The following is a 12,998-nucleotide window of genomic DNA, read 5'->3' on the forward strand; positions in this document are numbered from 1 at the left end:
TTAACAGAAAAACACCGTTTTCGAAATAAAAGTTCAATTTTTGGTAACCTAAATTCTCTCTTCAGCAGTTAATATTAACAAGGATTAAATGAAAATAAAAACCTATTGAGGGGTTCAAGATGATATCACGACCGTTTACAAAAAAACAATTAGCGAAGCAGACCTTGCTGGCACTTGCGATTTTGTCAGGCACGACTTTCTTAAATACAACACCTACCATGCCCCTTGTAGGGGAAGGAATGACGGTTTCTGCTGATGAAGCTGCATCATTAACGACCAATACAACAACTCATGATTACACAAAAGATGCCCAGTCAACCATTGACAATGCTACTGGTAATCACGATGAATATGCCTCAGTGCAAGATGTGACCTTCATAGATAGTAAAGGAAATCCAGACCCCGAAGCGGCTGTTGCGGGTAAGTGGGTTAACTTGAAAACGGTAACGGGGGTTGCTAAGGATGGTAACCAGTCAATCGATTATAAGGTTAATAATGTTTTTGTCCGTAAGGATAAGGCAACAAACAGCCTCATCGCTGCCTATGTTGGTGGAAAGACACAGATTACAATAACTCCTCGCGGATCAAATAATTCCGTTTGGGTAGAAATTGGAAAACGTTCACAAGACGACGGGATGAAAGGAACTTTCCGTATCATCCAAAAGTACTATACTGGTGATAAATCAGCCACTAGTGATACAACTAAAACGGTGACGGAGAACGGTAATACCTACTCTCAAACGAGTGTGAAGGGGGGTAAGTCGAAAGATACGCCACTTTCATTTACACTTCCAGATGCCTTTACAACGACGGATGACACGTTGCGAGTTGCTTATACTTCTAATAAAAGCGATGGTGCGTCTGGTAATGATGTTGCCTACCCAACACCAAAAATTCAGATGCGTAATCAATCCGATTTGACCACTGAGTTGGCAGCTGCCTTGAAATCTGGTGACCAATCGAAGCAGGCAAAGGCAGAAGCAACAAAAAAGTTGGAACAATATCGAATAGATTTGAAGAGTGATGTCGATAAAGACAACACATTGGATAGTCAAACGAAGGAAACAAAGAAAAAAGATATTGACACAATTATTGACCAGGCTGAAAAGGACATCGCCGAAAAGGATAATGCCCAAGACGTTGACGACATCGTTGCTCGTGCCGTGGCCAATGCACAAGATGCGCACAAGAACCCGACGATGGCAGATCGAATTAAGGCAGCGGAAGCTGCGATTTCATTAGCTGATCAACAGATGCGTTCTTCAATTAATGACAATAAGGATCTTTCGCAATCCGAAAAAGATGCCTTGCTAGCGCAAGTGACCGCTGATACACAAAAGTTGACGAAAGCCGTTGAATCAGCAAACAATCAGTCACAAACGGATGAAAAAGGGGCCGTTGATTCGCTGAACAATACCTTGAACGGTTTGCTGAAAGATAGTACGGGTACAATGCCCGCCTACCAAGACGTTAAAATCACGGCTGCCGAAAGCTTTGATCAGCGAAAGGGTGAAGCAGCTACAACTGCAAAGAATCAATATGACGCTGCCACAGAAGCAATCAATGCTAATACGACGCTGACAGCAGCTGAGAAAAAAGAGCGAATTGCGCAGTTGAACAAGGATTATCAAAGCAATCTTGATGCCATCTCGAAGGCAACGATGGCCTCCGACTTTGACGCGGCCGCTACGACTTTTTCTAACGCCATTACCGCAGATACAAAGGGTGCGGACCAGTCGTTGGATGATCAAAAAAATGCTTTGATTCAGAAGATTGAAAGCTCGAATGACATTCAGGCAAAACTTGATCAAATTAAGGGTGATCCAACACTTGACGAAAAAGAAAAGCAAACCCAAACAGATGCTTTAAACACTTCAAAGGCAAAGCTGGAAGAACATATCCGAAACGCTCAAGACGCACAAGCAGCCATTGATGCGACAACGGATGAGACAACAAAGGCATTGTTACTAGAAATTGATCAAGCCCATCAAGCCAATGCTGCTGTGGCTGATCAAATTCAACAGGCGCAAGCGGCCATTCAGGCCAAGGCGCAGTCTCAAAAGGACGTAATCGACCAATTAACCAATCTAACGTCAGACGAAAAGACGGAAGCAAAGAAGCAGATTCAAGACAAAGCGGATGCTGCGAAATCAGCCCTTAATGGTTCAAAGGATAAGGATGATTTAGGGAATCTGCAGAAGCAAAACGATCCAACAGCTGACATTCAGCAGATTGTTAAGGATAATCAAGACAAGCCATCTGTCGAAGAACGGGCAAAACAAGCTGCTGAAGAATTAAAGCAGAAATCCACTTCGGCAAAAGATGACTTAGATCAAAAAGCCCAAGCGGCCAAGGATGCCATTGATTTAAATGGTGATCTAACAGATGGCCAAAAACAGGCTCAAAAAGATGCCATTGATCGAGCAACAAGTGCTGCAACAGAAGCGTTAACGAACGGTTCCGTTAAAAATGCTGATGAAGTGGAACAGATTAAAAAAGCCACCGAAGACGACTTGGCAAAGATGAACGATCAAAAGAAGGCCGCACGTCAAAACGCTGCCAAAATTGCGCAGGCTAAAATTGATGAAATTAACCAAAACAAGGGACTTACATCAAAAGATAAGCAAATTTTGATTGATAAAGTCACCAATGACTTTAATAATGTGGCCAATGCCATTGATTCATCGGAAAAAACTTCCGCTATTCCTGACGTTTCAACGGATTCGGACTTTGCTAAGAGCGTTCAAACGGATGGCTATAACGATCCAGAAGCTTTGCAAAAAGCCCAGGACGGTGTAAAATCAGCCATTCAAACGAAATATGATGATGCTCAGAAGGCATTGGATGCAAAGAAGGCTGATATGTCAACAGATGCCTTTAATCAAGCCCAGGAAACGTTAAACCAGAACAAAGCAGCCGATTTGAATCAAGCGGCCAAAGCGGAAGACATTGACACGGTAACGGCTGCTAATTCCAATGCTGATGCGCATGTCAGTGATGCCCAGAAGGAATTGGCAAAGTGGTTGTCTTTGGTTGATAAGAAAACGGCCGAAAAGGCAGCTGTTAGTGAAAAAGCAAAGGAGGATCGTGACGCCATTGATAAAATGGATGATCTTTCTGAAAATCAACGGGAGAAGATGAAAGCAGCCATCACAGCTGCCGAAGAAAGCATCAATGGTCGAATTGATGCGGTGACTTCTGTTGACAATCTTTCGAGTGCAACCAATCAACAAGAACTAACTGACCAATTTAACGATGCCAAGCAACAAGAAGAAGTACTCAAACTTAGCAACAAGAAAAAGGCTGCTAATTCATTGATTGATACCAAGGTTAATGAAGCAAACGAAGCAATTGATGCTTTGGCAAACTTGTCTGATGACGAAAAGGCGGCTAAAAAGCCAGCGGTGAAGGATGCTTCTGACAAGGCTCGTCAGGCCATTGCTGCTGCAAAGAACTCGGATGACTTTGATACGGTTAATAAGCAACTGACGGTTGATGCCGATTTGAAAGAAGCGACGGATGCGGCTACAAAGCAAGATGTTGAAAATGCAGCCAAGAAGAGCCTTGATGAAGCAAAGAAGGCGACAACCGCAGTCCTAAAAAAGGCAGCAGCGGATGCCAAAGCAAAAATTGATGCAACGGCAACCTTGGCAAAAGATGATGATGGTAACTCAGAGCCAGCAATGGTGACGGAAGCTGATCAGCAGAAGAAGGCAATTGATGATGGCCTGAAACAAGCACTTGCTCAAGTTGATGCGGCAGCGGATGCGACGGCTTTATCTGGTGTCCAAGCTGGTTTTGATACGACAACGCCAATGACTGCTGTTTCAACAAAGTTGGAGCAGTTAAAGCAGCTAGACGACGAAAAGAAGGCTGCCAAATCTGCTGTTGAAGATAAAATCAAGGAAGCTCAAAAGCAATTGGATAGTATGTCAGGGCTTGATGAAGCAAGTAAGAAAGTCTTAGAAGGTAAGATTCAAGCTGATGCGAAGAAGGCCTTTGAGGGTATTGAAGACAAAGTGGCTGGTTTGAAACAATTGGTTAACAATGGCGCTCAGGCCACGGACCTATCGGATATTGTGAAGCACACGAACTTTGATCAGGATATTAAGGAAGCCGAAGAAAAAGTAAAAGCTTTTGCTAAGGCAATCACTGATTCCAAGAGTGCAATCGATGAACGAATTAAAGTTGAAAAAGCAAAGATTGACGGGATGTACCATCTAACTGAATCAGAAAAAGAAGTGGCGAAGAAAAAGTTGGATGAACAATCGACTGTTGCCAAGGCCGCTGTTGATGAAGGTCAAACGGCCGATCAAGTTTACGCTAATGTGAAGGCGTCAAACTTTACAGTAAATGTCGACCAAGCAATGGCTGACTTGACTGGTCATATGACTTTGGATGAGCAAAAAAATGCCGCTAAGAATGCGATCGATGCTCAAGCCAATCAGACAAAGGATGCGATTGATGGCCGTGTAGATTTGTCAATCGACGAAAAGTTGAAAGCAAAGCAGGCCATTGATGATGCAGCCAATCAAGCAAAAAAGCAATTGGATAGCATCAACAATGCTGATGAATTGAATCAAAGTGTGGCACCCGTTAACTTCAAGGAAGAAACGGATCGCTTAAATCAAGATTTGGCACACCATGATACGCTTTCAGAACAGAAGGCAGCCGCTAAGCAAGCTATCGATGATAAAGTCCTGGCGATGAAAACAAAGATTGCCATGATGACGAATTTAACGGATGAACAAAAGGCGGCAGCGATTGCAGAAATCGAATCCGCTGCAGCATTTGCTAAGAATAAAATTGATGCCGAAGTAAACGCGGATGCAGTTCTAGCTGATGTGAAAGATTTGACTTTTGATCACAGCAGTCAAACGGTTATTCAACGACTTGTACAAATTGTTCCTGTTGTCGAACAAATGGTTGAAAAAAATGAACTTCCAACGCATGTTCAGCCGGAGACCGGTCGACGGATGGGAAATAATCATTGGACCATGACTTTACTGTGTATGTTATCAGTCGTTTCACTTGGCTATTTTAGAACAAAAAAGAATGTTTAAGTGAACTTTTACTGATGGTTGATTAAATAATAAAAGCCCCAATTGCTATTTAAAAATAGCGATTGGGGCTTTTTCGATTTTTATAGGATGAGAACGGAAATTAGTAAGGCGCTTATTGCTGCCAGTGGTTGATAGCGATAGGTGAGCGGTCGAATAAAGGACAAAATGTAAACGGCCAGGGCAATTACCATGGCGGCCAGATCAGGCAGACCAAAGGCGTGGAAGAACAGAAGGTGGGCAAAGTAGAGGCCACCGGTTACAAGGCCTAAGAGCCGCCCTGAGGCCCTTGGTAGAAAGAGGGCGGTCAGGTAGAAGAGGCTAGCGTAAAAGAGGTTCCAGCAGCCCGTGAGGAAGGTCTGGTCGACATAGTTGTTGCCAAGAAAGGCGATGCAGACGGGCACGGAAAAGGTGACTAGGGTGGCTAAAGCAAGCAGGCCGATGCCGCTCTTTAGTTGGACCAGGTTCAGTGGCAAGAGTGCCAAAACGAGTAGGAATAAGAAGAGGAGGGCCAACACTTCGAAGCGGTTTCGAAGCGATGATGAAAAGAGGACCATGGTTGAACCAGCTAGGCAGGCGTAGAGCCGCCAGTCCTTTTGTTCAAAACGGCTGCTAACCAGGTAGCCGATGGCAGCCGAACAAAAAAGCGAATAGGCTAAGAGTGGCCAAATTTGGGCAAAGGAAAGCTGACTGCCCAGAGTGCCGGAGAGAATTGGCTTGAGCCACCAGACCAGGGTGAGCAAGAGGGTCACAGCTGGAATGGTCCAGGGGTGTACAGCCGGTAAATTCTGGAAGCGTACCGTCGTTGCTTCTTTTGCCGGTTGACTTTGCCGGCGTTTGCTTCTGGAAAAGAAGTTTTGTGCCGGACGGGCGCTTTCGCTCTCTTTTTTTCTTTGATCTGACTGCTTGTTTTCGTCCATTTGCTTTGTCCTCAATCAAATTTCTTGTACTTTCTTATTTTATCATGTAAAATAGCAAATATATATGACAACACTATCAAGAGCAGGGAAGTGATACAGCACGATGAACCTGCACCAACCGGCTAACGCACGGTGGTAATTCTGTAAGATAGGCAAGCTCTTTTGATTCGCTCAGGCTGCTGCCTGGGCGTTTTTTATTGGCCTCTTCTTGATGTGTGCAAAGAAGGAGAAGAACATGACAAAGTACTTTACTGCTGAATCGGTGGCCAATGGTCACCCTGATAAAGTCGCCGACCAAATCGCCGATGCCATCCTGGACGCCGTCTTGGCTGAAGATCCAAAGGCCCGCGCCGCCATTGAAGTGACGACTTCGACGGGCGACGTGTCCATCTTTGGTGAGCTGTCAACGACGGCTTACGTGAACATTCGCCAAATCGCCGTCGAAACGGTCCGTTCAATTGGCTACGATAAGCCGGAACTTGGTTTTTCAGCCGATTCCATTAACGTTTCCAACAAGATTGTTGAACAGTCACAAGACATCGCCCAGGCCGTGGACGCCGCTGATGATGATCCGGACCAGCTCGGTGCCGGTGACCAGGGGATGGTCTTTGGTTACGCGACAAACGAAACAGAAGACTTCCTCCCACTAGCCTTGGACTTGTCCCACCAGTTGATGCGTCAAATTCGCGCCGTTCGTGAAGAGGGCCAGGTGGCCTACCTGCGGCCCGATGCCAAGGGGGAAGTGACCCTGGCCTTGGCCGACGATGGTTCAGTTGAACGAATTGCGGCCGTTGTCCTGTCCACGCAACACGATGCGGCAGTCGACTTGGAAGACCTTCGAAAAGACATGAAGAAGTTGGTCATTGATCCGGTCTTGCCAAAGAGCCTGGTGGATGACGAAACCAAGTACTATATCAACCCATCCGGTCGCTTTGTTCTTGGTGGGCCCCAGGCCGATTCCGGTTTGACCGGTCGTAAGATTATCGTTGATACTTACGGTGGGGCAGCTCACCACGGTGGTGGTGCCTTTTCTGGAAAGGATGCCACCAAGGTTGACCGTTCCGGTGCCTACTACGCCCGCTATGTCGCCAAGAACTTGGTTGCCGCTGGCTTGGCTGACAAAGCCGAATTGCAGGTGGCCTATGCCATTGGCGTGGCCGAACCCGTTTCCTTGAACATCGAGACTTTTGGAACGGCTAAGGTTTCTGAAAAGAAAATTGAAGAAATCGTTGAAAAGCTCTTTGACTTCCGCCCGTTGGCCATTATTCAGGCCCTGGATCTGCAGCGGCCAATTTATAAGCAGACCGCTGCTTATGGTCACTTCGGCCGTCCAGACCTGGACTTGCCATGGGAAAAGTTGGATAAAGTCCAAGCCATTCAAAACGAACTATAAGAAAAAAGATGACCCAAGCGGGTCATCTTTTTTGTTCTTATTTAGCCTTTTTGTTCTTTTTCTTTTCGGGCATTTGCATGAAGGGGTAGCTGCCAGCCTCTTTGACTTCGAAGGTGTAGGCCCCGTTTTCAAGGGCGTTTCCGTCCAACTTCAAGACTTGCAAGTCACGGATGTGAATGGCGGCCCCGCTTTGAAGGGGGAAGGTGATGAAGCCTCGGCGAGAAGGATTTTGCCGTCCCTTTTTTCCTTGGAAATAAGTCAAGAAGATCTTTGGCCAGGCCACCTGGTTAACGGCTCGAAGGGTAAAGGGCTTATCGCCGTCCGCTTCAAGCAGCACCTGCAGTCCCAGCGTCTTTGATGAGAGCTGGTAAGTGCTTCCCTGACGAAGGCTCCAGGCAAAGGAGACTTTGTCTTGGTTGCGGGAGAGCATGCTCCAAAAGTCTAAGAATTGCTGCCAAGCCTGTTTCCAAATCAGCTTTTGATTAAAGGTTGGTAGCAGGGCCGAAAAGTCCGGTCCGATCTGGAGGTAAGACCGGAAGTACCGTTCACCCTTGTTAGGAACGTTGCCAACGATTTTAGCTAGCGGATTTTCCACAACGTGTTCTTCAGCAAGGGCCGTCATCAAGTCGTTGACCAAATCAGCCACCTTGACGTTCTTATCCGGTAATGGGCAGAGCAGAATTGGTCGTCGTTGATCAGCATCAACGGACATAAAGCCGGAAAGAACCTCGTTTTCGGCCGCTTCGTTACCAATCACGATGATGGGCAGGGAAGTGCCTGCAAAGGCTTTGTCTCGAGCAACGAGTCGGGCTTTCTGGTATAGCGAGTGGTGGGGCTTGGACTTTTTAAAGGAAGCGGCGAGGCCGACCTTAGTCAGTTCGCCTTCGATTTGATCCAAGAGACCTTGCTTGTTTTTGTTTGGTAAGAGGGTGCTTTCAATAAAAATGTGTGCTTGCTTTTGCATGTTTTCTCCAAAAAGATGGCGATAAAAAAGGCATGCTGAGGCATGCCTTCGGCCTTAAACCATGATGAGCATTGGCAAAATCATTGGCTTGCGGGCGGTTTCTTTGTGTAGATACTTTGACAGATCATCGATGATGGCCTGACGAATGTCGGATTCGGAGGCGGACTTTTGAGACATTGCCTTACGAATCGTATTGAAAATCACGTGACGACCATCGTTAATCAAGTCACCGGATTCACGCATGTAAACGAAACCACGGGAGAGGATATCTGGACCGGAAAGGATTTCCTTTTTCTTCAGGTCGATGGTTGCCGTCACAATCACCAAACCGTCTTGCGACAGCTTCAAACGATCGTGCAAGACAACCGAACCAATGTCACCGATTCCAGAACCGTCGATGTAGGTATCTTCGGCAGGGAAGTGTCCGGCCAGGCGTGGTGGGTTAACACCATCCAAGGCCAAAACATCACCGTTTTCCTGGATGAAGGTGTTTTCCTTTGGAATGTCTAATTCCTCAGCCAAACCGGCGTGGACCTTCAACATGCGGTATTCACCGTGGACGGGCATGAAGTACTTTGGCTTCATCAAAGAAAGCATCAACTTCTGTTCTTCTTGACCACCGTGACCAGAAGTGTGAATGTTGTTTAGCTTTCCGTGGATGACGTTGGCGCCACCTTCTTCCAACTTGTTAATCACGGCGTTCACTGACGCGGTGTTACCAGGGATTGGCGAAGAGGAGAAGATGACGTTATCCTTTGGCTTCAGGCGCACTTGCTTGTGGGTACCGTTGGCAATGCGAGCCAAAGCCGCCATTGATTCACCCTGGGAACCAGTTGACATAATCAAAAGTTCATCGTCTGGGATGTTTTTGATCTGTGACTGTTCAATCAGGGCATCGTCTGGAATGTCCAAGTAACCAAGGGCCCGGCCATTTGTCATGGCTGATTCCATGGAACGACCAAAGACGGCAATCTTACGGCCGTGCTTAATGGCGGCATCCGTTGCCATCTTGATTCGGTTCATGTTGGAAGCGAAGGTGGCAAAGATGATTCGACCGTGTTGCAACTGGTCAAAGAGCTTATCAACCGTCTTTTGCACCCAGGCTTCGGACTTGGTCCATTCAGGGCGTTCGGCGTTGGTTGAGTCAGACATCAAGAGCAAGACGCCTTCTTCACCGATGCGCGCCATTGACCAGAGGTTTGGCTTTTGCTTGGTGGTAGGAGTCAAATCAAACTTAAAGTCACCGGTTTCAACAATCGTTCCAACCGGAGTCTTGATGGCAATGCCAAAGACGTCGGGAATTGAGTGGGTGGTCCGGAAAAATTCAGCCGAGGTCTTACCGAAGTTCACCACGGAGCCATCCGTGATTTCGTGGAGTTCCACGCGGTTTAACATCTGCTTTTCTTCCAGCTTGTTTTTAATCAGCGCCATGGCCAGTGGACCGGCGTAAACGGGTACGTTCACCGCTTGCAAGAAGTAGGCGATGGCACCAATGTGGTCTTCGTGTCCGTGGGTGATGACAAGGCCTTTAACCTTATCAATATTTTCGACTAAGTACGAGTAGTCTGGAATGACGTAGTCAATTCCTAAGAGGGAGTCTTCGGGGAACTTGATACCGGCATCGACAATGACGATTTCGTCTTGGTATTCGATTCCGTAGGTGTTTTTCCCGATTTCGCCAAGGCCCCCAAGGGCGTAAACCGCAACTTCGTTTGGCTTAATATCGATTTTTTCCATGAAACTTAGTTAAAAGTCGTCAGTGAAAATTCTGGGTCAGCCTGTTCGTACACCAGTGCTGCGTCAGAGAGTTCTTCGACCGTTTCAATGTTAAAATCAGTGTTCTTTTGTGCCAGTGCGTAAGCTTCGGCGTGTGAATCTGCTTCTAGAAAGAAAGATTGAGTGTTTTCCCGCTTTGGGTTGCGGTCCATGCTTTCTTGATAATAAACTTTGTAAACCATTGTGGTTCCTCCAAAATAATGAATTCTTTTTGTCACGAAACGAAAACCTTATCTGTCATTTTACCATAAATAGAAGGAAGTGGTGACTTTTATTAGATAAAAACCGGTGATAAATTCTCTTGGAAAAGGTGCGAAGACTGGATTTTTTTGATATAATAACAGTCAATTACTGATAAACGAGGGATATGCTCATGGCAATTGGCATGAATGATTTGAAGACAGGTTTGACGATTGAATATTCAAATTCAATCTGGCGCGTGATTGAATTCCAACACGTGAAGCCTGGTAAGGGAGCGGCTTTTGTTCGCTCAAAGTTGAAGAACTTGCGTACGGGTGCGGTCAACGAAGTGACTTTCCGTCCTGGTGACAAGTTCGAGCAAGCTGAAATTACGACGCGTCCAATGTCTTACTTGTACGCTGAAAACGATGGTCGTGTCTTCATGGATACGGAATCATACGAACAGATCAACATTCCTGATGAAAACTTGAAGGAAGCCTTGAAGTACATGCTTGAAGGAATGGAAGTTAAGATCACGATGTATGGTTCAGAAGTGTTGGGGGCTGAATTGCCTTCATCCGTTCAACTGAAGGTTGTTGAAACGCAACCAGGTATCAAGGGCGCTACTGCAACGGGTTCAGGTAAGCCTGCCGTTGTTGAAACCGGTGCAACGATTACGGTTCCTGACTTTGTTAACGAAGGTGAAACCATCATCGTCAACACGGAAGACGGTTCATACAAGGGCCGCGCGTAATCATGACGACTGCTTTGCTCTGGTGAAGCAGTCTTTTGTGTTTTGTTAGACTGTTTAAAAGCAGTCAATTTTGGTCAATCAAGGAGGAAAGCCCATGGCAAAGTCAACTGATTTAACGAACAAGAACTTTTTACTGACGAAAGAGCAGATGAAAGACGGCCAGATGCTTGTGTCAAAGGCCGCGCTGGAAGCAGTTGCCAAGGCAGCTGCCCAGGGTGTTGATGGCGTTGTCGCCATGCAGGCCAAGGTTTACGACCACTTGCCTAAGTACTTGACGAAGGTGACCGGTGTTCAACCAGCCGTTTCCGGTGTGGTGATGAAGCAAGACGAAGAACAAAACGTGTCCTTCGACTTGGCCGTTATCCTGGAATACGGGGCCGTTATTCCTAAGGTGGCCTTTGCCGTTCAACAAGCGGTGAAGACCGACTTGGCCAACTTGGCCGGTTTGACGGTTGAAACCGTCAACGTCACGGTTGCTGGCCTGGTACCCGATGGGGACCACCAAACGATTGACCCAGAGCACCTCTTTGATCAAAGCGCGACGAAGGAGTCTGCCAAATGACGGAAATGTCACGACACGAGGAACGACAAGCGGCCGTTCAAATTCTCTTCGCCGCCTTTAAGGAAGTTCCCGACGATAACCAAATGGATTTGAACTACGACCTAGTGGTGAATAACCGGACTTTTCAAGCCTTTTTACCACAACTGGTCAACGGCGTTTTGGCAACGTCGGCCGATCTCGATGAAAACCTGGCCAAGCACTTGGCAACCGGTTGGAAGATCGACCGAATTGCCCGTGTGAACCTGATTATTTTGCGTATTGCAGCCTACGAACTGACTTTGCCAGAACCAGCACCATACAAGGTGGTGGTCGACGAAGCCGTTGAGTTGGCTAAGGAATTCGCCACGCAGGAAGACGCCCAGTTTGTCAACGGTGTGTTGAAGAACTACGCACCGGACTTAGCAAGTTAATGGAAGAGTCGACTTCGGTCGACTTTTTTATTTGTCTTTCTTACCGCTGAAGCGGGCGGAGTTCGTCCTGCCTGTGCTAAAATAAGAGAAGATTTTGAGGAGGCTTTCATGGCAATCTACCATCCAAATGAACAACCAGCAGCAACCTATGATGCGCACACGCACTTAAACGACGATGCGCTCTACTTTGACGTGCCGGCCTACCTAGGCCGAGCCCACGAATTTCAGGTGCTTGAAATGAACGTGGTTGGCTATAACCAGGTCGGCAATGCCCGGGCACTGGAAATCGCCCACGAAAACGATGGCGTAGCAGCGGTGATTGGTTATCAACCTGAAGACACGCCGGACTTTGATGAGGCTGCCAAGGCCGAATTGGAAGCACAGTTGTCGGATCCGGCCGTTGTTGGGGTTGGTGAAACCGGCCTGGACTACCATTGGGATACGGATCGGGATGTTCAGATGGCCGCCTTTTTGGCCCAAGTTGACCTGGCAAAGAAGTACGATTTGCCCGTGATTATTCACAACCGCGAAGCCTTTGACGATGTCTACCGCGTCCTCAAGGAATCCGGTATTAAGAAGGCTGTGATTCATTCCTTCTCTGGTACAGCCGAACAGGCCAAGGCCTGGGTCGATCTGGGCTTTTATGTTTCCTTCTCCGGCGTCGCGACTTTTAAGAAGTCCGAAGACGTTCGGGAAGCGGCCAAAGTCGTCCCAGTGGACAAAATCCTAGTGGAAACCGACGCCCCTTACTTGGCACCAACGCCCATGCGTGGCAAGACCAACGAACCAGGCTGGACCAAGTACGTCGTTGATTCCCTGGCCGAGACTTTGGGCATGAACCGCGATGAACTGGCCGCCCAAACGGTCAAAAACGCCCACCGGGCCTTTTTCAACCATGACTAAGAATGGATTAGACCGAGAAGAAAAGGCTTTTCCCAGAACCGAAATTGCGGCAGTGACGGCGGCTAATGAAAAGCGA

At 47.2% G+C, this 12,998-nt stretch carries 10 protein-coding genes and 1 riboswitch; of the genes, 6 read left to right on the plus strand and 4 right to left on the minus strand.

Annotation, left to right across the window (positions count from 1 at the left end; all coding sequences use genetic code 11):
- The first annotated feature begins 119 nt into the window (after positions 1-119).
- The gene (locus tag G6R28_RS00560) at positions 120-5,063 is read left to right on the plus strand and encodes a DUF1542 domain-containing protein (RefSeq protein WP_213792301.1); all 4,944 of its coding nucleotides are present in this window, start codon (positions 120-122) and stop codon (positions 5,061-5,063) included.
- Positions 5,064-5,143: 80 nt separating this feature from the next.
- Here the strand turns inward: G6R28_RS00560 and G6R28_RS00565 are convergent, their stop codons facing one another.
- A complete protein-coding gene (locus G6R28_RS00565) occupies positions 5,144-5,980 on the minus strand; it encodes a hypothetical protein (RefSeq protein ID WP_213792302.1) in 837 nt (278 codons plus the stop codon).
- 70 nt (positions 5,981-6,050) lie between these two features.
- A riboswitch (SAM riboswitch) is annotated at positions 6,051-6,135 on the plus strand.
- 80 nt (positions 6,136-6,215) lie between these two features.
- Here G6R28_RS00565 and metK point away from each other — a divergent pair.
- Positions 6,216-7,373, plus strand: coding sequence for a methionine adenosyltransferase (gene metK, locus G6R28_RS00570; protein WP_213792303.1), 1,158 nt, complete (start codon positions 6,216-6,218; stop codon positions 7,371-7,373).
- 37 nt (positions 7,374-7,410) lie between these two features.
- Here metK and G6R28_RS00575 read toward each other — a convergent pair whose 3' ends face one another.
- Genes G6R28_RS00575 through G6R28_RS00585 form a run of 3 tightly spaced genes read right to left on the minus strand, consistent with a single transcriptional unit; the run spans position 7,411 to position 10,295 of the window.
- The gene (locus G6R28_RS00575; protein ID WP_213792304.1) at positions 7,411-8,337 is read right to left on the minus strand and encodes a hypothetical protein; all 927 of its coding nucleotides are present in this window, start codon (positions 8,335-8,337) and stop codon (positions 7,411-7,413) included.
- A 54-nt stretch (positions 8,338-8,391) separates the two neighbouring features.
- Positions 8,392-10,074, minus strand: a complete 1,683-nt coding sequence (rnjA, locus tag G6R28_RS00580) for a ribonuclease J1 (RefSeq protein ID WP_213792305.1) — start codon at positions 10,072-10,074, stop codon at positions 8,392-8,394.
- A gap of 5 nt (positions 10,075-10,079) precedes the next feature.
- Positions 10,080-10,295, minus strand: a complete 216-nt coding sequence (locus G6R28_RS00585) for an RNA polymerase epsilon subunit (protein ID WP_213792306.1) — start codon at positions 10,293-10,295, stop codon at positions 10,080-10,082.
- A 191-nt stretch (positions 10,296-10,486) separates the two neighbouring features.
- Between G6R28_RS00585 and efp the strand changes: the two genes are divergently transcribed.
- The 4 genes from efp to G6R28_RS00605 all read left to right on the plus strand — a co-directional run bounded on the left by efp (position 10,487) and on the right by G6R28_RS00605 (position 12,922).
- The gene (efp, locus tag G6R28_RS00590; protein ID WP_010017787.1) at positions 10,487-11,047 is read left to right on the plus strand and encodes an elongation factor P; all 561 of its coding nucleotides are present in this window, start codon (positions 10,487-10,489) and stop codon (positions 11,045-11,047) included.
- A 94-nt stretch (positions 11,048-11,141) separates the two neighbouring features.
- Positions 11,142-11,609 (plus strand): Asp23/Gls24 family envelope stress response protein, encoded by a 468-nt coding sequence (locus G6R28_RS00595; protein WP_213792307.1) that lies wholly within the window; start codon positions 11,142-11,144, stop codon positions 11,607-11,609.
- Positions 11,606-12,019: a transcription antitermination factor NusB gene (gene nusB, locus G6R28_RS00600; protein WP_213792308.1), complete on the plus strand. Its 414-nt coding sequence runs from the start codon at positions 11,606-11,608 to the stop codon at positions 12,017-12,019. Before G6R28_RS00595 ends, nusB begins: the two co-directional genes overlap by 4 nt.
- Positions 12,020-12,127: 108 nt before the next feature.
- Positions 12,128-12,922: a TatD family hydrolase gene (locus tag G6R28_RS00605; RefSeq protein ID WP_213792309.1), complete on the plus strand. Its 795-nt coding sequence runs from the start codon at positions 12,128-12,130 to the stop codon at positions 12,920-12,922.
- The last annotated feature ends 76 nt before the right edge of the window (positions 12,923-12,998 follow it).

This window comes from Fructobacillus papyrifericola, from assembly GCF_018437235.1.
Taxonomy (GTDB): Bacteria; Bacillota; Bacilli; order Lactobacillales; family Lactobacillaceae; genus Fructobacillus; species Fructobacillus papyrifericola.

Bases quoted from the DNA above. Each gene is read 5' to 3' on its own strand.
- G6R28_RS00560 (WP_213792301.1), top strand. From the start codon at position 120: ATGATATCACGACCGTTTACAAAAAAACAATTAGCGAAGCAGACCTTG.
- G6R28_RS00565 (WP_213792302.1), bottom strand. From the start codon at position 5,980: ATGGACGAAAACAAGCAGTCAGATCAAAGAAAAAAAGAGAGCGAAAGC.
- metK (WP_213792303.1), top strand. From the start codon at position 6,216: ATGACAAAGTACTTTACTGCTGAATCGGTGGCCAATGGTCACCCTGAT.
- G6R28_RS00575 (WP_213792304.1), bottom strand. From the start codon at position 8,337: ATGCAAAAGCAAGCACACATTTTTATTGAAAGCACCCTCTTACCAAAC.
- rnjA (WP_213792305.1), bottom strand. From the start codon at position 10,074: ATGGAAAAAATCGATATTAAGCCAAACGAAGTTGCGGTTTACGCCCTT.
- G6R28_RS00585 (WP_213792306.1), bottom strand. From the start codon at position 10,295: ATGGTTTACAAAGTTTATTATCAAGAAAGCATGGACCGCAACCCAAAG.
- efp (WP_010017787.1), top strand. From the start codon at position 10,487: ATGGCAATTGGCATGAATGATTTGAAGACAGGTTTGACGATTGAATAT.
- G6R28_RS00595 (WP_213792307.1), top strand. From the start codon at position 11,142: ATGGCAAAGTCAACTGATTTAACGAACAAGAACTTTTTACTGACGAAA.
- nusB (WP_213792308.1), top strand. From the start codon at position 11,606: ATGACGGAAATGTCACGACACGAGGAACGACAAGCGGCCGTTCAAATT.
- G6R28_RS00605 (WP_213792309.1), top strand. From the start codon at position 12,128: ATGGCAATCTACCATCCAAATGAACAACCAGCAGCAACCTATGATGCG.